Below are 18,469 nucleotides of genomic sequence, written 5' to 3'. Positions count from 1 at the left end.
GTGCTCGAGCGCTGCGTTTGACCGCCGTAAGGATCGGACGTCGCGCAGCCAGCCAGTAATATCGCCGCTGCCAGTGGGGTCAGTAGTCGAGAAATACGCATCACTCACTCCTTGCTTATGATTGGGTTATTGCCTTATTGATCGCTGGTCACTTGTACTGATCACTCTTCGCTGATTAAGGCCAGCAACTCATTCAAGAATAATAGACCTTGAGGCGATGCACGCAGCTTTTCAGGCATTTCCATTAAAAGTCCTTTTTCTTGAGCACTGTGTAAACGCGCAAGTAACAGTGCCTCTGGTTGGCCAGTGTGAGCCGCCCAATCCGCCAATGGTACCCCTTCGGTTAAACGCAGCGCGTTCATGGCAAACTCAAGGGGCAGCTCCAGGGGTTCGATGAGCTGCTGACCTGCCACAAAACCACGTGGGTCGTTAGCGCGACGCAGGTAGGCATCGGGCTGGCGGGTTTTCCAACGCCGCTCAATCTGCCACGCCCCCTGGGAGTCTATTTGGGTGAGTTTTCCATGAGCGCCTGCACCAATCCCCAGGTAGTCGCCAAATCGCCAGTAGTTCAGGTTATGGCGGCTCTGTAGCCCCGGGCGGGCATAAGCGGAAATTTCGTAGCGCTTTAAGCCAGCCTGTTCAAGACGCTGGTGACCTGCTTCCTGAATGTCCCACAACGCCTCCTCCTCTGGCAAAGGAGGAGGGTGAGAAAAAAACGCCGTATTAGGCTCCAGGGTGAGTTGGTACCACGAAAGATGCTCAGGATCGAGGGCAAGCGCCTGATCGATATCTTCCATGGCTTGCTCAGGTGTTTGTTGGGGCAAGCCGTGCATGAGGTCGATGTTGAGGTTATCGAATCCCGCCGCTCTGGCTTCACCGATGGCAGTCACCGCTTCGTTGCCGGTATGAATTCGCCCCAACGCACTCAGTTGAGTGGGGCGGAAACTCTGCACCCCCAAAGATAATCGATTGATACCGGCTTCCCGATAACCAATGAACCGCTGCTGCTCGGTCGTGCCTGGATTGGCTTCCAGGGTGATTTCAATGCTAGGCGAAAAGGCGAGCCGCTCACGAATGCCATCGAATAACTGTCGATAAAATGTCGGCGATAGCAAGCTAGGCGTGCCGCCACCAATAAAAATGGTTTGAAGAGTGCGGCCAGACGCCAGCGCCAAATCGCCGTCCAAATCACTCAGCAAGGCGGCTAAGTAGGCCGCTTCGGGAAGTTCGCGGTTGTCGGGCTCATGGGAGTTGAAATCGCAGTAAGGACATTTGCGAACACACCACGGCGTATGAATATAAAGCGAGAGCGGCGGCAATCGATTAGCCATGCGTCACCTTCAGAATGTCCACCAACGCGTGTAACGCACGTCCGCGATGGCTCAAGCGGTTCTTCGTTTCACTGGGCAGTTCTGCCACGCTCATCCCCTGATCGGGTAGCCAGAACAGCGGATCGTAGCCAAAACCACCCTCGCCACGCGGATGAGCCAATACTTCTCCTTCCCAACTACGCTGAACGATCACCGGTACCGGATCTTCTGCATGGCGTAAATAGACCAACACACACCAGTAACGCGCCGTGCGCTGGCCTTCCGCGCACTCACTCAGCGCTGCCAGCAGTTTCTCGTTGTTACGTTGATCGCTTTTCGGCTCGCCCGCGTAACGAGCGGAATAGATACCCGGTGCCCCGTTCAAGGCATCGACCTCCAGACCGGAATCATCGGCAAGCGCCGGTAACCCGCTTACCCGGCTCGCTTCACGCGCCTTTAACAGCGCATTTTCTACGAAGGTCAGCCCCGTTTCTTCGACGTCGTGGACGCCAAACTCCGCCTGGGGGCGAACATCCAGCCCAAGGGGTGATAGCAACTGATTGAATTCTTTTAATTTTCCAGAATTTCCACTGGCTAAAACGAGCGTATTGGCTGCATTCATAGGGGGCGACTCCTTCACATGATGGGGTCAGTTTACGCCTATAGAGAACACAGCTAAAGGCGACTCAATGTTACTCAGCGTATCTTGTCGCTCAGCGCAGTCATGACCATTATCCACTGTTAAATTCATCTAAAAACAATAACTTGAACTATATATTCAAAAAAATCAATAACAAAGTTCAAATTACTTTTATGATTATTTTGATAACAAATCTTTACGGAATGTAGCTTATAGGCAACACTCATTTGGTCACCTACTCACGCTTTACGCTCATGAGGCCTCCCCAATGTCCCAAGAAAAAACGCACGGCTTGGTGTACATCGTCACCGAAAAAAGCCCCCAGTCGCAGCTTTTTGCCGACTATTTACACGAACACACGGGCTGTACGGTCAGCATTCATTCACCGCGCAGGCCGCTGCCTGCCACCCTTCCCAACAAACTGCTGATCCTTATCGATAGCGATCACATCGGCGTAGAAGCGCTACCCGAGTGGCAGGAAAACCTTCCCGATAGCCTGGCCAAAACCTCACTGGCCGCTTTCAACATCCGCGATATGGACCACGCGCTGGAGGCTTTGTCTTGTGCCCAACTCAAGGGGGTCTTTTATCGTAACGAAAGCCTGGAAGTGATTTGTAAAGGTATCCACGCGCTGTTGGAGGGGGAGCTGTGGATGTCGCGGGATTTGATGGCCCGTTTGATTCTTTTTTACCGAAAGTACCAAAGCAACGCGTTTCGCCCTGCCTGTGGCTTGACCAATCGAGAAATGGAGATCATTTCGTTACTCAGTGCAGGCTCTTCGAATCAGCAGATTGCCGACAAACTCTTTGTCAGCGAGCACACGGTCAAATCGCACCTTTACAACATCTTTCGAAAAATCAACGTGCACAATCGAATTCAAGCGCTCAATTGGATCCATCAAAACCTGGGACCCATTTTGCCTAATATCGAAACGGCGCGCAGTCTGCAGCGGCATCCGCAATGACTCAATGAGAGATAAGCATCATGGCTGCTAAGCATAAAATTTCTATTGCTCTCTTATGGTGTTTAACAAGCATTGCTAACGCTCAACCAAATGAGCCAGCCGATGCATCGTCACTTACCAGAAATGAGCAGGCCGAGGTAGATGCGATTAACCAATTATCGAGCCCGGATGGACCAGAGATACAAGGCCGGTCAACTGGCAGTAGTGAACTGACCGGAATCATGGTCGACCGTACCATCACCATGGCAGGAAAAACGTTCTACCGCGCCTTTAGCCAGCGAGCAATGGATAACGTCATCATTGGCAATGCCACTATCACCATTCAAGAGCGCCCTGATGCTCGATGGGGCAGTCAGGTATGGGTCATGGAAGGCAGCCGGATGTACTTTAGAACGCAGCTTTCTCCAAGAATCAGCGAGGCTGATCGCGTAGCGGGAGACGCTGTAAAAATCGTCGAAGACGCACTGCTCCAACAGCAGCTCTCAGCCGCTTTGACCTCGGATAGAGACTTGGGGAAAGAGGAGATATTTTGATGAAAACGTTAAAGAAAGTCGCCAGCATAGGACTAATGACGATAGCGGTAACGCAAGCACAGGCAGGCAACTTGATCTATCAGCCCATCAACCCTTCGTTTGGTGGTGACCCTTTTGTGGGTAGCTACTTGCTGGGTAAAGCACAGGCACAGGACACGACGACGGACCCGAACACACGCAGTGTACAGTCTCTATCATCAACGGAACGTCTACTACAAAACTTGGAGAGCCGGTTGATCTCCCAATTGATTTCTGATGTCAGTCGTGGAGAAGTCGACGAAGGTAGTTTCGATAGCGACGAGTTTGGCGTTGTCGTCAGTGATAGTAGCGGACAGTTAGTGGTTCGTGTCGTCGATAAAATAACCGGCGACGTGACTGAAATTAGCGTAGGCGGTTTATTCAACCCTTAATGATCAAAAGTACGAGTAACAAAAAAGTACGGCTTAAGTTATTCAGGGGAACAACATGAAAATAATTGCCTCGATCGTCATTGCTGGGTTACTCAGCGGATGCGCTGGGATGGTAGCCACGTCGGAAAATTTAGAGGGGGCACAAGCAACGCTGACACCAAGAGGTGCTACCTATCAAGACCTGGTGTCGTTACCACCTCCCGCCGGAAAAATCTTTGTCTCTGTGTATGATTTTCGAGACCAAACCGGACAATATCGACCCGCCCCGGCTAGCACCTTTTCAACGGCCGTCACCCAAGGGGCCGCTGCTATGCTCACCGGCGCGCTCGCTGATTCAGGCTGGTTCATACCACTGGAACGGGTAGGCTTACAGAACCTATTAACCGAGCGACGCATCATTCGCGCTGAGTTCGAGCGTTTTGGCCAGCCCGATACCTTGCCGTCACTACGCGCGGCTTCCGTCATGCTCGAAGGAGGAATCATCGCTTATGAATCCAATATTCGAACAGGAGGAGCGGGAGCGGAGTACTTCGGTATCGGTGCATCAGGTCAATATCAAGTAGACCAAGTAACCGTCAATTTGCGTGCGGTAGAAATATCCACCGGTGAAATACTTGCCAACGTCACCACCACCAAAACTATCTACTCCAAAGAACTCCGAGCCGGCGTGTACCGGTTTATCGACTTTAGGCGTTTGCTAGAGGCAGAGGCAGGTATCACCACGAACGAACCTGTACAGTTAGCGGTGATGTCCGCTATCGAGTCTGCGGTGATTCACTTGATTGCACGTGGGGTGGAAAACCGTCTTTGGAACTTATCACCAGGAACCAATCTACAGGATACGGTTCTAGGTGACTACCTCAACGAACCTATACCTATGCTTTAAGTAGCTATTCTATCTATTAATCAAAGCCGCTTCCTTAAGCGGCTTTTTTATTAAAGGCTTCTATCTTTCAGGCTATAGGTACTAGTATTAAAAAACTCATCAATTAAGATTAAAACCATAACCTATATATTCATAAAAAACACCAACTTTATAAGTTAAGGATTAGAAAAATTTCCGATAGCGCCTTCTTTTAAATCGTCCAAACTCAACACAGGAAACAAAAAGACACATAACGTTTCAAAAGGAAGGCCCAATGAAACCGTTCAACCAATTACCAGCCCATCAAAAGACAGGATCCGTAGCCTCCTGCATGGCATTGGTAATGGGTGTCTTACTAACCAGTTTAAATCCAGAAGCTTCAGCAAACGACCAGTTCATTGACAGCATGTCTAGAGTCACACAATACGTAGAGTCTCAAGATGTCAGCCATTTAAAAGGCAATGTGAGCATCATTCAGCAGCAAGGCATTAACAACAGCGCGAGCGTCGTTCAATCTCGTTCAGCGAATTACCAATTTAAAAACTTCGCTTACATTAAACAAACTGGATATAACAATCAGGCCAATTTGATCCAGCACAATGGCAACAACATTGGCGTGATTGTTCAGCAAGGCTATAACAATAGCGTTACGGCTATTCAAGAAGGGAACAGTGTTGGAGTTGCACTGAACGCTATTCAAATTGGCTTTAACAGTAACCTAATGATTTCACAATCGGGCAGTGGCCTACGCGATGTAAATGTCCACCAACAAAACTACTCGGGCACTTCACGACCGGTCACTATCGATATCAACTGAGTCGCACCTGGCTTCTCAGTTCACCACCAAAGCAAGTTGATCGAAATAAAGGGGAAACACCATGAAACTGCAACTAACCGCTCTTGCTGCCGCTGTTAGCTTAGCTTTGTCCAGCGCTGCTATAGCTCAAACAACAGTAACATCGAATTCAAACCTGAACTATACAAGTATTGGCCAGCCTCAAGGAGGCGGATATGGTGTCGACAATGGAAATTCAACCGTAGATAATGCCGAATGGACAGGTTTTCCGCCATCCCGTGATGGAGCGTTTACTACGTTTCAGGATGAATTGGATAACATGGACGGCTCTACTGCAGGCCCAAATGAAAACTTATCGACCATTGACCAGACAGCTACTGGTACTACAGGCAACCAAGCAAGTGTAACACAGAGTGGTGGTTCACAAAACGAATCAAACGTAACACAAAACAAATTAAGTAGTACTGGCTCAGCATTAAAAGCTGATGTCATCCAAATTGGTAATAGTAACCGATCAGATGTTGATCAAGAGCTTAGCACAGGTGCTATTGCAAATATTTCGCAGCAAGGTGATAGTAACCTGTCTCGAGTAGATCAGTTTGGAGCCGACCGTAATGGCGCGGATGTATCTCAAACCGGTAATGGCCACCAATCGATTATTCATCAGGGAGTACTGACTGGTGGAGCAGCTGATAATAATGCATGGGTAAATCAAACTGGCGAAAGTAACCAAAGTTATATTCGTCAGCAGTGGTCTGATAACTATGCCGATGCTAACCAAAGTGGTATGGATAATATTAGCCATATTAAACAAGCAGGCGATGCTAATATGGCAATGCTGGATCAAAGTGGCGATGAGAATACGTCCTACATTCTGCAAGGTTCGGCGGGGGTTGGCGACTTCAATACCGCATATGTGGATCAGTCCGGTAGTTATAACGACTCATATGTATCCCAACTAAACGGCAATGATAACAAAGCAAATGTTAATCAAAGTGGCACATATGGAGAGTCTAATGTGTTACAAAATGGTAACAGTAACTTCGCTGATATCTCACAATCAGGAGAAGGAGATATCTCTTGGGTAATTCAGAACGGTGACAATAAATCTGCCACTGTCGAACAATCAGGTGTGGGTGTTCCTGGTGCCGAATTTAATGAATCGTTCATTATTCAAAGTGGAGCAGGTGCGCACACAGCATATGTCAATCAAGCACATGCTCCTGCTGGCGGTTGGAATAACATTTCAACTATCACTCAAACTGGTACAGTCAACGCATCTGCGAGTGTGATGCAGACAGGTAGTGGCAACCGCGCTTCCACTATCCAGTATTAATCATTAGCCAGTCCAATATTCTCATACCGCCCCTTCCGGGGCGGTTTTTTTGTGTGTGCGCCAGGCATGGCGCGCAGCGCCTGACTGGCGCTGTTTCCGAGGGTGGTGCCTTGGAATGACTTGGGGGTGAAAGTCCCCTGCACGCCCGGCAAGGGGAAGTGCTAGCCGACGGCAAGGGTGTCTCCCGCGAGGGAGAATCTGAAGGCAGCCCGAGGCAAAACGCTGGCCTGACGAACAGGAAGCGGATACGAGGCGTCATGGCGGGGTGAGGTGGCACGCATCACCAAAGCCCGATACTTGCACGGAACGCCATGACGTAAATCCGACAGGCATAAGCGGGAAGGTCGCGCGTCTTACCCTGGGAGGTCTGGTGGTCTGCCACGGTGCTACCGGCGTCGAGAGGCGACGGGATGGGTCACCAGACGTCAGCAGAGGCCATAGTAAGTGCCGATTCACCCCGGCACCAAGGGCCGAACATGAAGAACCGCGAGTAGGCGATGACGTCTCGAGGATCGATCATGAAGACAGACACTGACGCTGATACCGTCACCCACCCAGAGGGGCAGGGGCGGAACCCTGAGTCCCGGCCGGTGGGCGTCGAGACGGTCCCGGCGTCGTCATCGTGGACGAAAGCGGAGCCCGCCCCGCTCATGGAGGCCGTGGTAGCGAAGGCCAACATGGCGCGGGCTTACCGGAAGGTGGTTGCCAACCAAGGCGCACCGGGTGCCGATGGCATGACGGTGGACCAGCTGGCCGATCACCTGAAACAGTACTGGCCGACGCTGCGTGAGCGGCTGCTGGCCGGTGAGTATCATCCCAGCCCGATCCGAGCCGTCGAGATTCCCAAGCCCAAGGGCGGGACGCGGCAGCTCGGCATCCCCACGGTGACCGACCGGCTGATCCAGCAGGCGCTGCTTCAGGTACTGACGCCGATCTTCGATCCGACATTCTCGGCATCGAGCTACGGCTACAGGCCAGGGCGCAGTGCCCAGCAGGCCGTCTCGGCGATGAAGGCCCATGTCACTGCCGGCCACCGATGGGTGGTCGATCTTGACCTGAAAGCCTTCTTTGACCGGGTGAACCACGACCTGCTGATGGCGCGGATCGCGCGCCGCGTCCGCGACAAGCGAGTGTTGCGCCTGATCCGAGGCTATCTGGAAGCCGGGATGTTCCAGGACGGCCTGGCCGCGCCACGCCGGCAGGGCACGCCCCAGGGTGGGCCGCTGAGCCCACTGCTAGCGAACATCCTGCTGGATGACGTGGACAAGGAGCTGGAACGCCGCGGTCACCGCTTCTGCCGCTACGCCGACGACCTGCAGGTATACGTCAGGAGTCAGCGAGCGGGTGAGCGCGTCATGGCCAGCCTGAGTGATTTTCTCGGGAGCTCACTCAAGCTCACGGTCAATCGCGCCAAGAGCGCAGTGGACCGCCCCTGGAACCGGGGGTACCTGGGCTACACGCTGACCCGGCACAAGCGGCCGAAGCTGACGCTGGCCAAGGCCAGCCTGCAGCACCTGATGCAGCGTGTCCGCGAGATCCTCAAGCGTGGCAGGGGGCGCAACATACGGCGCGTGATCGAAGAGTTGACCCCGGTCCTACGGGGCTGGGCCAGCTACTTCAGCCTCGTCGACGTGAAGCGCCCGTTGGAAGCGCTGGATCAATGGATGCGACGCCGACTACGTTGCGTGATCTGGCGGCAATGGAAGCGCCCACAAACCCGGCGCCGGAAACTCCTGGCACTGGGTCTGGACGAGCAACGTGCCTGGAAGTCAGCGGGAAATGGTCGAGGCCCTTGGTGGAACGCCGGAGCGTCGCACATGAATCAGGCCCTGCCACGGAAGTGGTTCGACCGTCTGGGTCTGATCTCGGTACTCGATACGGTAAGATGGCTTAGTCGTTCTTCATGAACCGCCGTGGTACGGAACCGTATGCCCGGTGGTGTGGGAGGGCGCCGGGGGTGACCCCGGCCCCTACCCGATTGTCACCTAACGCACCACCACCGTCAGCGTGCCGCCCTTGCCTTGGGTTGAAGAGCGCGAGCGGTTGCTGCCTTTGACGATATCGACCTCTAGCCGCTCGTCGTCACTCAACAACTTGACCGTTCCTTCTAGGGTGTCGCCTTCAAAGGTGAATTCTGCGGGTACAGTGCCGCGGGTTTCAGGATGTTCGACAGTTTCGCCGTTATGGGTAATGCGCCACTCGGCGGAAAACTCAGCGCCGGGAGAGCCGCTCATGGTGATGTGGATCTGGGTCATATCCTGCTCCTGTGCGGCTAGCCCTGAGATGGGCAAGCCAAGGGTAAGTACGGCGATAAACAGCGTGCCGTATCGTCGTGAAACGTGCCAAGCCAATGATCGTTTCATGTTAGCTACCTCATTAACCACAAGAGCCGCTCAACATGAGCGGCTCTTGCAGTGTAGCAGGCGTTCTAACTACCAGTTACCTAGTGTTACATAACAGCAAAGGCTTTTTCTGCAGCATCCAACGTTAGCTGAATATCTTCCGGTGTGTGGGCACTCGACATAAAGCCAGCTTCATAAGCGGAAGGTGCGAGATAAACACCGTGATCAAGCATGGCACCAAAGAAACGGCGGAAAGCATCGGGGTTGCAAGCGGTTGCCTGCGCAAAGTTATCCACACGGGATTGCGAGGTGAAGAACACGCCGAACATGCCGCCTGCAGATTGGGTCATCATCGGTACCCGCGCCGCATTGGCGCGCTCTTGCAGGCCGTTACACAGCGTTTGTACGCGCTGGCTCAAGGCATCGTGGAAGCCCGGTACCTGCAGCTTGGTGAGTAGCGCCACACCGGCGGCCATGGCCAGCGGGTTACCCGAAAGGGTGCCCGCCTGATATACCGGCCCCAGCGGAGAGATGTTTTGCATAATGTCGCGCTTGCCACCAAACGCGCCGACCGGCATACCACCACCGACGATCTTACCCAAACAGGTCAAATCCGGCGTGACACCGTAGTAAGCCTGGGCACCGCCCAACGCTACGCGGAAACCCGTCATCACCTCATCAAAAATCAGGATGCTGCCGTACTCGTTACAAACGTGGCGCAGGGTTTCCAAAAAGCCCGGCTGAGGTGGAATACAGTTCATATTGCCCGCCACCGGCTCCACGATAATGCAGGCAATTTGCTCACCGATCTCTGCAAAACACGCCTCTACGCCTTCCGGGTCGTTGTAGGAGAGCGTGATGGTGTGCTCGGCCAGCGAGGCCGGTACGCCCGGAGAGCTGGGCTCGCCGTGGGTCAAGGCACCGGAGCCCGCTTTTACCAGCAGGGAGTCCGAGTGGCCGTGGTAGTTACCTTCAAATTTAACGATCTTATCGCGACCCGTGGTGCCCCGCGCCAGCCGAATCGCTGACATGGTGGCCTCGGTGCCCGAGCTGGTCATCCGCACCATTTCCATAGAAGGAATCATGTCGCAGATCAGGTCTGCCATGGTGGTTTCCACGGCGGTGGGGGTACCAAACGAGAGCCCGTTATCCAACCGCGCACGCACGGCTGCCAGTACGTCTTGATCGGCGTGACCGGTGATCATCGGCCCCCAGGAACCAATGTAATCAACGTAGCGGTTGCCCTCCACATCAAAGAGGTAGGCACCCTGCGCACGCTCCATGAAGACCGGCGGGCGGTGCAACCCTTTGAAGGCACGCACAGGAGAGTTCACGCCCCCAGGAATATGGCGACTCGCGAGGTCAAACAGTTCAGCAGATGTGGTCATGGCATCCTCAATGTAAATGGCTTACTACCAATGAGATCAAAAACGCACGGAGCGTGGCAAGCGATTCGGCAAGCACTGCCCACTCGGGGGTTGGTAGCCGTGAGACAAGCTCTCCCAGGTAAAGTGCTGCGCCTGTTCACACGCCGTTGGTAAGCGCTCACCTACCGCTAGGCGCGCTGCCAAGGCCGACGCGAGCGTACAGCCGGAACCATGAAACACTTCCGGCAGCCGCGGCCATTGCCACTGGCGAGTGGTGTCGGGCGAATGCAGTGTATGCACCACTTGCTGTGCCGTACCGGGTAATGGGTCATCCGTTGCCGTTACTAACACTGCTTGGCAACCCTGAGACAGTAGTGACACCGCACGGGCGGTATCATCATAAGGCTCATGGATCTCAGGCGTCAGTGCCGCTAACTCAAAGCGGTTCGGGGTTAAGATATCCACAAGCGGTAGCAGCCGATCACGATAAAGTGCTTGCAAAGCAGCTGTGGATAACATAGTGCCTCCCCCTGCTTTGAGAACCGGGTCAGCAACCACGGGTACCCCAGGAAAACGGCGAATAATTTGCTCCGCAGCGCGTAGCGTAGCTTCATCCGCCAGCAGGCCGAGCTTAATCGCAGCAATCTGCATATCACCGACGGCTTCGGCCATTTGCCGCATGGCGCCAGGGTCGGCGGGCATCACCCTAGAGACGTTGTGGCAGTTCTGCACAGTCATCGCCGTGGGGATCGTCACCGCCCAACCGCCGCAGGCAGCAATGGCTTCGCTATCAGCGACCAGCCCGGCACCGCCCGTGGGGTCATGGCCCGCTAACACTAAAACGACGGGGGGAAGGGGTTGGCGCATCAAAAGGGCTTCACAACCGCCAGGAGAATAATCGCGACCAGCGCAATCACAGGGGCTTCATTGAACCAGCGAAAGAATACGTGGCTCTTGGTGCAGCGCGACTGGTCAAACTGCTTCAGGTAGATCAGGCAAACGTGGTGGTAGGCAATCAACAGCGCAACCAGCGTGAGCTTAACGTGCATCCAGCCCTGGCTAAACCACGCAGGCACCAAATAGAGCATCCAACCACCAAAAATCAGCACCAGGATCATCGATGGTGTCATGATGCCGCGATAGAGCTTACGCTCCATAGTTTTGAAGTAAGTGATCGCTTGCTCATCGCCTTTGTCGCGTGCCATGGCGTGGTACACATAAAGTCTTGGCAGGTAGAACAGTGCGGCAAACCAAGTAACAACGGCCATCAAGTGAATAGCCTTTACCCATTCGTACATGGTCTCTCCTTAGGCGGTGACGTATGGCTAGGAATCGGTCTCGCGGGCATCTGTTTGCCGAGCGTCAGTGTAGTGGTAATAACGCTCGATCGCGCCCCGGGTAATGATACCTGAAATTCGCTGCTGCTTTGGTCGATAGCCATGCACCACATAAAGCGCCCCAAGCGCGCTGTCTTGAAGCTTTAAAAACGCTTCCGATAGTGTTGCCTGCAAACCAATCGGGGCCATTTCCAGCCGCTGGCCGGGAATCTCCAAAAGATCAATTAACTCATCTTCCGGCGGCACTTCTCCATCGAGCGCCTTATCGTGCTCCAGCAGCCAGCGGGCAAGCTCTGCTGCCTTTAGCCCCAGTACCGGCTTATCCTCACTGGAGCGCTCAATCACCAGCCACATGGGATTCGTTTCTAGCAGGCGGCGCGCCTGGTCGAGAGTGATCATGCGCTCGGTACGCACCAGCTGACGCTCCATCACGGCAGGCACCGACACTCGGGAAAGCGCTTGCATCAGCGGCTGCTGTAACGGATGCAATCCATAGCGTACTGAACTAATGAAAAAACCTTCACACCCCGTCAACTGCCGCGACGTTAAGCAGGCCACCACCACGACCAGCATCCCCGGTAGCATAATCGTCGGTGTATGAGTGAGTTCTAGCAGTGCCATCAACGCCGCCAACGGTGCCTGAAGAACAGCCCCCATCATGGCTGCCATACCGAGCATGGCATAAATCCCTGGGTCAGCAGCTTTCTCAGGCCATAGCCAGCCCCCTAACATACCGCCTAGTGCACCAGTGGCCGCCCCAGCGACCAGTACCGGGCCAATAATGCCGATCGGCACGCCGCCTGCAACGGTAATCGCAGTAATCAACAGCTTGGCAACCATCAGCGCCAATAGCACATTGATCGCCAACTGATTATTCAGCGCTGCCGCCACGCTGTCGTAACCAATGCCTTGGATTTCAGGAAACCACCACGCCAATACCCCGGTGCCGACACCCACGACGCCCAATCTCAACCACAGCGGCAGGGTTTGTAGGCGCTGACTTCGTGAAATATGAATGAAAAGCCCAGCCATTAAACCAATCACCAAGCCAATCACCACGATCCAGGGCAGGTTCATCAGCGAGCCTAGCGCCACCTCAGGAATCCGAAAGGCAGGCTCGTTGCCATACATCACCTGAGCCACCAGTGCGCCCATGGTGGAGGCTAAAATCACCGGCATAAAGCTCATCAGGGTGTACTCCATCATCACCACTTCCATGGCGAAGATCACCCCAGCAATGGGCGTGTTGAACGAGGCCGAAATGCCTGCTGCCGTCCCGCAGGCCACCAGCACCCGCAAACTGTTATTGGGCAGCCGCAGCTTTAGCCCTAACCCGCTGGAAGCCGCCGCGCCTAAATGAATCGCAGGGCCTTCGCGCCCGGCGGATAAGCCACCCAACACGGAGACGACCCCCACCCACCATTGGTTCAGCCAGTTACGCAGCGGAAAGCGCCCCTGGTGATAGGTAAGACGCTCAATCACATGGCTGACCCCGAGCTTGCGCGCAGCGGAGCGCTGCCGATATAGCAACAGGCCAATCAACGTGACGGCGACGATCGGCAGAAGTGCTCTCAGCCACGGTGATAATCCTTCGAAGGCTTCCGGATCCCCCTCCGGCATATAGAGCACCGCCCCGGCTTCAAGCAGCAGGCGAAACGCCACCATCACTGCCCCAGTAATCACCCCAGACACCAACCCCAGCACACACAGCTGCGGTAAGGCATCCACGTTCGCCAACTGGCGGCGAAAGCTCTCTAGGGTGAAATCTGACCGAGATAAACGTGCCACAACGTCCGTCCTTGCGTTTGTTGTTCGTTTCATTGTCTCGCGTTGCACAGCGCTCTTAAGCGCTGGCTCTCTTGTGTATCATAGCTGGATACACTTCAACAGCCTGGCCACACTGATTAGGCTGTTAATTATTCAAGCGTTGGCTGTGCGAAGCACACAAGGAGTGGTTTGTGATTAACGTTGGCATTGTAGGCGGCACCGGTTACACCGGCGTCGAACTTCTCAGGTTGCTGGCCCAGCATCCCCAGGTAAGCGTGAAAGCCATCACCTCTCGCTCAGAAACGGGCGTGAAAGTGTGCGACATGTACCCCAATTTACGCGGCCACTACGACACGCTGGCGTTCAGCGAACCCGACGCCAAAGCGCTGGGCGCGATGGATGCGGTCTTTTTCGCCACGCCCCACGGCGTTGCCCACGCGCTTGCAGGCGAGCTGCTGGCTAACGGAACCCGGGTGATCGACCTCTCCGCTGACTTCCGCCTGCGGGATGCCGACGAGTGGAGCCGCTGGTACGACCAGCCCCACGGCGCGCCGGAACTGCTGGAAGAAGCCGTCTACGGCCTGCCTGAAATGCATCGCGAAAAGATCAAAACAGCGCGTTTGATTGCCGTTCCTGGCTGCTACCCCACCGCCGTTCAGCTAGGCTACCTGCCGCTGTTAGAAGCGGGCTTAGTTGATCCGAGCCAGCTGATTGCCGACTGTAAATCCGGTGTGACCGGTGCTGGCCGCGGCGCTAAGGTCGCCTCGCTGCTCGCCGAGGCCAGCGAATCGATGAAAGCCTACGGCGCGGGCGGCCACCGCCATCTGCCGGAAATTCGTCAAGGCTTGAGCGACATGCAGCCCAACCCGGTGGGGTTGACCTTTGTGCCCCATCTAACGCCCATGATCCGTGGCATTCACGCCACGCTCTACAGCACGCTGACCGCCGAGCCAGGCGACCTCCAGGCACTGTTCGAGCAGCGCTACGCCAACGAGCCGTTCGTGGATGTGATGCCCGCCGGCAGCCACCCGGAAACCCGCAGCGTCAAAGGCAACAATACCTGCCGGATCGCGGTCCACCGCCCGAGTAACGGCAATACGGTCGTAGTGCTCTCGGTCATTGACAACCTGGTGAAGGGCGCCTCTGGTCAAGCCATTCAAAACCTTAATTTAATGTTTGGCTTTGACGAGCACATGGGGCTCAATGCCCCCGCGCTGATGCCCTAACGTTTGAGGAATTCCCAGCAATAGTTGACCAATTTGCTGGGAATTACCCATAATCACCCCCCAATGCGGATTATTCGTTCTTAAAGCTCGCGGGAGGTACCCATGAGCGGTGCAGAAGCTTTTGTTCCAACCCCTCTGTTACTGTCAGACAGCGCACGCAAGCGCATCAAAGCGTTAATGGCTGAAGAGAGTAACCCGGCGCTGAAACTGCGCGTGTATGTTACCGGTGGCGGCTGCTCAGGTTTTCAATACGGTTTTGACTTCGCGGATAACGTTGCCGAAGACGACACGCTGATTGAGTTTGGCGATGCCACGCTGGTCGTCGACCCGCTCTCGTATCAGTACTTGGTCGGCTCCACGGTCGATTATGAAGAGGGCTTAGCGGGCGCACGTTTTCGTGTCCAAAACCCAAATGCCACCACCACTTGCGGGTGCGGTGCCTCCTTTATGGTGTGACCAACGTTGGTGGCAACCCCTTCCCCATGACTTGACGCCTTGGCGGTTTCTCGCCAAGGTTGAAAGGTCAATAACGTTTGCTTGCCCGATTTATAAGAAAAAAAATTCTATAAACAGCGCAGCAAACCACATAAAACATGGGGAAACTAATGAAACACTTACTCACTACCTCTGCCATTGCGACCGCCATCACACTGGGCTTGGGCAGTACCACCGCGTTTGCACAAACGCCGTCTGTTAACGTGGCCACTGACCCAAGCTTTGTGCCTTTCGAGATGCTCGACCCCGAGACCGGTGAAATGATCGGTTTCGACATGGACATCATCAACGAAGTTGCTGAGCGCGCTGGCTTTGAAGTCAACCTCACCACCATGGAGTTCTCTGGCATTATTCCCGCCGTACAAACCGGCAGCCAGGAGATCGCCATCGCGGGCACCACCATTACCGACGAGCGTTCCGAGGTCGTCGACTTCTCTGACCCCTACTACGATTCCGGTCTACAAATCATCGTGCGTGCCGATAACGAAGAGGTTTCTTCCATTGAAGACCTTGAAGGCCTGACGATTGCCACCAAAATCGGCTCCACCAGCTACGATTTTCTCCAGCAAGAGCTAGGTGAAGACGCCGATATCACGCCCTACCCCGGCACCGCTGATATGTACATGGCACTGCTGGGGCGCAACGTTGACGCCGTTCTTTACGATGCGCCGAACGTTGCCTACTTCTCGCAAACCCGTGGCGAAGGCCGCACCAAAGTGGTCGGCCCGCTGTATGAGGGTCAGCAGTACGGCATCGTGTTCCACAAAGGCAGCGAGTGGGTAGAGCCGACCAACGAAGCGCTGGCCGCTATGCGTGAAGATGGCACCTACGATGAGATCTATACTAAGTGGTTCGGTGAAGCACCCAGCGCTGAGTAAGTAGCGCATAGACCATAACCAACGCTTAAAGCGACTCTCACCACAGGGCCGGGCGGCCATTTCCCCCGGCCCTGTGTCGTTGTTCCTCTTGCCTGGAGATAACGCGTGGACGTTAACTTTCAGTTTGATTGGTCGGCTGCCTTTAGCTCGATCCCCTACTTGTTACCCGGTATTCCCTGGACCCTACTGATTTCGTTCGGTGGTCTGGCGATTGGTTTTTTCATCGGCATTTTCTTTGGTCTTTTGCGCATTAGCCCAGTGCGCTGGTTACGCTGGCCAGCCATTGTGTACATCGAAGTGTTCCGTGGTACGCCCATTCTGGTGCAGGTACTGTTTATTTTTTATGGCTTGCCACAGCTCCTGGGCGGGCCTATCAACGCGTTGGTCGCCGGTATTGCCGCCATTGCCGTCAACTCCGGTGCCTATATCTCTGAGATCGTGCGCGGCGGTGTGCAGTCCATCGAGCGCGGCCAGCGGGAAGCATCGCTATCGCTTGGCCTCTCCCGAGTACAGGCCTTCCGCTATGTTATTTGGCCCCAGGCACTGCGCCGTATGATTCCACCGCTGGGCAACCAGGGCATTATCAGTATCAAAGATACCTCGCTTTTCTCCGTCATCGGGGTCAGTGAGCTGGTACGTCAAGGGCAGATCTATATCGCCACCACCTTCACCGCGCTAGAGGTCTACTTCATGGTGGCGCTGATGTATCTCGCCATTACCTGGACCCTCTCACTGGTGCTGCGTCAACTCGAAAGCCGCGGCCTCGCCGGACAATAAGGAGCGCACAATGACCTCTACTCAAACGCCTATTGTGCGTATGCAAAAGCTCCACAAGCACTTTGGCAGCCTACACGTACTCAATGATATCGACCTGGAGATCGTTCCGGGTGAAGTCGTCGTGGTCATCGGGGCCAGTGGTTCCGGTAAATCCACGCTCATCCGCTGTATCAACGGCTTGGAAGAGTTTCAGTCAGGCAGCCTGGATGTGGACGGCAATACGCTGCTACCCAACGGTAAAAGCAGTCAGGCGCTGCAAACCATCCGCACCGAAGTGGGCATGGTGTTTCAGCAGTTCAATCTGTTTCCCCACTTGAGCGTGCTCGATAATGTCACTCTCGCACCGATGAAGGTCCGTGGCTGGAGCCGCCAGGACGCCGAAGAGACTGCCAAGCGGCTGCTGGAGCGTGTCGGCATTGCGGATCAGGCCGGCAAGTACCCCAGCCAGCTCTCTGGCGGCCAGCAGCAGCGGGTGGCGCTGGCGCGTGCGTTGGCGATGGAGCCGCGCCTCATGCTGTTCGATGAGCCAACCTCAGCCCTCGACCCCGAGATGATTGGTGAAGTGCTGGATGCCATGCGGGAGCTTGCTAAAGAGGGTATGACCATGGTGATCGTTACCCACGAAATGGGCTTTGCCCGTGAGGTGGCCGACCGCATCATCTTTATTCATAAAGGCGAAATTGCTGAACAAGGCACCCCCGAGCAGCTGTTTGATGCCCCTCAACACGAGCGCACGCAGTCGTTCCTGGCACGGGTACTGAAGCACTAATGTCGTGCTAACCATGCGCTCTTAAATAGCCAATATTGCGCTTAAAACGTCCTATCTAATGGCCTGTCTTCATGACAGGCCATTTTTTTTGCCTGTGGATACTATTTTTTACACGCCCCTCGCTACTTCGCCACGAAGCCCACCATGAGCGCTTATCAGCATGATTTGAGTATGTGAAGCAGGTTGTTCACAGGTGCGGTAACAAGCCAGGTACCCAGCGGTGGATAACCCGTTGTCAGTCAGCCTTGTGGGTAAGTCGCACTTTCATCCACAGCTCCAACACCGCTTCTACGCAGGCACTCCGCTGCTTAATCACCTAAAGGCCAACAATGTAAAATACTGATAAAACTAGCGTTAGTAGACTTATCAACAGATTTTGTCCACACCAGTAGTTACTACATCAACAGAACTTCTCTTATTTATTTTTATTTTGTTATTAATAAAGACAGAACCCTTAAACCGGGGTGTGGAAAAACCTGACGGTTACCCACAGGAGGTTTATACTGGCGGGCTTATTCCATCAGCACCGATATGCTGACCACATCATCCGTGCCAACAGGCACAAGACGAGGGGTCTCTTGAACTACCCCGACCGCTTTGACGTGATTGTCATCGGCGGTGGCCATGCGGGAACTGAAGCCGCACTGGCCTCTGCTC

At 54.6% G+C, this 18,469-nt stretch carries 20 protein-coding genes and 1 pseudogene; 13 read left to right on the top strand and 8 right to left on the bottom strand.

Features of this window, described 5'->3' with window-relative positions; all coding sequences use genetic code 11:
* The 3 genes and pseudogenes from BIS10_RS11010 to rdgB all read right to left on the bottom strand — a co-directional run.
* Positions 1-101: pseudogene (locus BIS10_RS11010) on the bottom strand (cell envelope biogenesis protein OmpA); the annotation flags it as partial.
* A gap of 60 nt (positions 102-161) precedes the next feature.
* Positions 162-1,331, bottom strand: a complete 1,170-nt coding sequence (gene hemW, locus BIS10_RS11005) for a radical SAM family heme chaperone HemW (RefSeq protein WP_044628579.1) — start codon at positions 1,329-1,331, stop codon at positions 162-164.
* Positions 1,324-1,932 (bottom strand): RdgB/HAM1 family non-canonical purine NTP pyrophosphatase, encoded by a 609-nt coding sequence (rdgB, locus tag BIS10_RS11000; RefSeq protein ID WP_213262495.1) that lies wholly within the window; start codon positions 1,930-1,932, stop codon positions 1,324-1,326. Before rdgB ends, hemW begins: the two co-directional genes overlap by 8 nt.
* A 286-nt stretch (positions 1,933-2,218) precedes the next feature.
* Between rdgB and BIS10_RS10995 the strand changes: the two genes are divergently transcribed.
* The 7 genes from BIS10_RS10995 (at position 2,219) to ltrA (ending at position 8,761) form a co-directional block, all read left to right on the top strand.
* On the top strand, positions 2,219-2,914 hold the full coding sequence (locus BIS10_RS10995; RefSeq protein ID WP_074211244.1) for a LuxR C-terminal-related transcriptional regulator: 696 nt from the start codon (positions 2,219-2,221) through the stop codon (positions 2,912-2,914).
* Between the two features lie 221 nt (positions 2,915-3,135).
* A complete protein-coding gene (locus BIS10_RS10990; RefSeq protein WP_228168954.1) occupies positions 3,136-3,447 on the top strand; it encodes a curli production assembly/transport protein CsgE in 312 nt (103 codons plus the stop codon).
* Complete coding sequence (locus BIS10_RS10985; protein ID WP_044628583.1) at positions 3,447-3,857, top strand: curli assembly protein CsgF; 411 nt, start codon at positions 3,447-3,449, stop codon at positions 3,855-3,857. The genes BIS10_RS10990 and BIS10_RS10985 overlap by 1 nt, the downstream gene beginning before the upstream one ends.
* A 55-nt stretch (positions 3,858-3,912) precedes the next feature.
* Complete coding sequence (locus BIS10_RS10980; RefSeq protein ID WP_044628584.1) at positions 3,913-4,743, top strand: CsgG/HfaB family protein; 831 nt, start codon at positions 3,913-3,915, stop codon at positions 4,741-4,743.
* Positions 4,744-4,996: 253 nt separating this feature from the next.
* Positions 4,997-5,539 carry a hypothetical protein gene (locus tag BIS10_RS10975; RefSeq protein ID WP_052509917.1) on the top strand — a complete coding sequence of 181 codons (543 nt, stop codon included), beginning with the start codon at positions 4,997-4,999 and terminating at the stop codon, positions 5,537-5,539.
* Positions 5,540-5,600: 61 nt separating this feature from the next.
* On the top strand, positions 5,601-6,854 hold the full coding sequence (locus BIS10_RS10970) for a hypothetical protein (protein ID WP_058577318.1): 1,254 nt from the start codon (positions 5,601-5,603) through the stop codon (positions 6,852-6,854).
* Between the two features lie 518 nt (positions 6,855-7,372).
* Positions 7,373-8,761, top strand: coding sequence for a group II intron reverse transcriptase/maturase (gene ltrA / locus BIS10_RS10965; protein ID WP_083602252.1), 1,389 nt, complete (start codon positions 7,373-7,375; stop codon positions 8,759-8,761).
* A 78-nt stretch (positions 8,762-8,839) separates the two neighbouring features.
* Here the strand turns inward: ltrA and BIS10_RS10960 are convergent, their stop codons facing one another.
* The 5 genes from BIS10_RS10960 to BIS10_RS10940 form a co-directional block, all read right to left on the bottom strand.
* On the bottom strand, positions 8,840-9,217 hold the full coding sequence (locus BIS10_RS10960) for a hypothetical protein (protein ID WP_172515158.1): 378 nt from the start codon (positions 9,215-9,217) through the stop codon (positions 8,840-8,842).
* A gap of 86 nt (positions 9,218-9,303) precedes the next feature.
* Positions 9,304-10,584 carry a glutamate-1-semialdehyde 2,1-aminomutase gene (hemL, locus tag BIS10_RS10955; RefSeq protein WP_058577319.1) on the bottom strand — a complete coding sequence of 427 codons (1,281 nt, stop codon included), beginning with the start codon at positions 10,582-10,584 and terminating at the stop codon, positions 9,304-9,306.
* 36 nt (positions 10,585-10,620) lie between these two features.
* Positions 10,621-11,430: a hydroxymethylpyrimidine/phosphomethylpyrimidine kinase gene (locus BIS10_RS10950; protein WP_253505272.1), complete on the bottom strand. Its 810-nt coding sequence runs from the start codon at positions 11,428-11,430 to the stop codon at positions 10,621-10,623.
* Complete coding sequence (gene hemJ / locus BIS10_RS10945; protein ID WP_083025783.1) at positions 11,430-11,861, bottom strand: protoporphyrinogen oxidase HemJ; 432 nt, start codon at positions 11,859-11,861, stop codon at positions 11,430-11,432. The genes BIS10_RS10950 and hemJ overlap by 1 nt, the downstream gene beginning before the upstream one ends.
* Positions 11,862-11,888: 27 nt before the next feature.
* Positions 11,889-13,688, bottom strand: coding sequence for a chloride channel protein (locus BIS10_RS10940; protein ID WP_253505269.1), 1,800 nt, complete (start codon positions 13,686-13,688; stop codon positions 11,889-11,891).
* A gap of 170 nt (positions 13,689-13,858) precedes the next feature.
* Between BIS10_RS10940 and argC the strand changes: the two genes are divergently transcribed.
* The 6 genes from argC to BIS10_RS19025 form a co-directional block, all read left to right on the top strand.
* Positions 13,859-14,893 (top strand): N-acetyl-gamma-glutamyl-phosphate reductase, encoded by a 1,035-nt coding sequence (gene argC / locus BIS10_RS10935; protein ID WP_253505266.1) that lies wholly within the window; start codon positions 13,859-13,861, stop codon positions 14,891-14,893.
* Positions 14,894-14,995: 102 nt separating this feature from the next.
* Positions 14,996-15,349, top strand: a complete 354-nt coding sequence (erpA, locus tag BIS10_RS10930) for an iron-sulfur cluster insertion protein ErpA (protein ID WP_083025782.1) — start codon at positions 14,996-14,998, stop codon at positions 15,347-15,349.
* Positions 15,350-15,498: 149 nt separating this feature from the next.
* A complete protein-coding gene (locus BIS10_RS10925) occupies positions 15,499-16,266 on the top strand; it encodes a transporter substrate-binding domain-containing protein (protein WP_253505263.1) in 768 nt (255 codons plus the stop codon).
* A 105-nt stretch (positions 16,267-16,371) separates the two neighbouring features.
* The gene (locus BIS10_RS10920; RefSeq protein ID WP_213262497.1) at positions 16,372-17,043 is read left to right on the top strand and encodes an amino acid ABC transporter permease; all 672 of its coding nucleotides are present in this window, start codon (positions 16,372-16,374) and stop codon (positions 17,041-17,043) included.
* Positions 17,044-17,053: 10 nt separating this feature from the next.
* On the top strand, positions 17,054-17,812 hold the full coding sequence (locus BIS10_RS10915; protein WP_301282025.1) for an amino acid ABC transporter ATP-binding protein: 759 nt from the start codon (positions 17,054-17,056) through the stop codon (positions 17,810-17,812).
* Positions 17,813-18,390: 578 nt separating this feature from the next.
* Positions 18,391-18,469 (top strand): FAD-dependent oxidoreductase (locus tag BIS10_RS19025; protein ID WP_392567169.1); only part of this gene is annotated, 79 nt, incomplete at its 3' end.

Source organism: Halomonas sp. 707B3 (assembly GCF_024158645.1).
Classification (GTDB): Bacteria; Pseudomonadota; Gammaproteobacteria; order Pseudomonadales; family Halomonadaceae; genus Vreelandella; species Vreelandella lionensis.
This window is presented reverse-complemented; position numbering and strand designations above follow the sequence as displayed.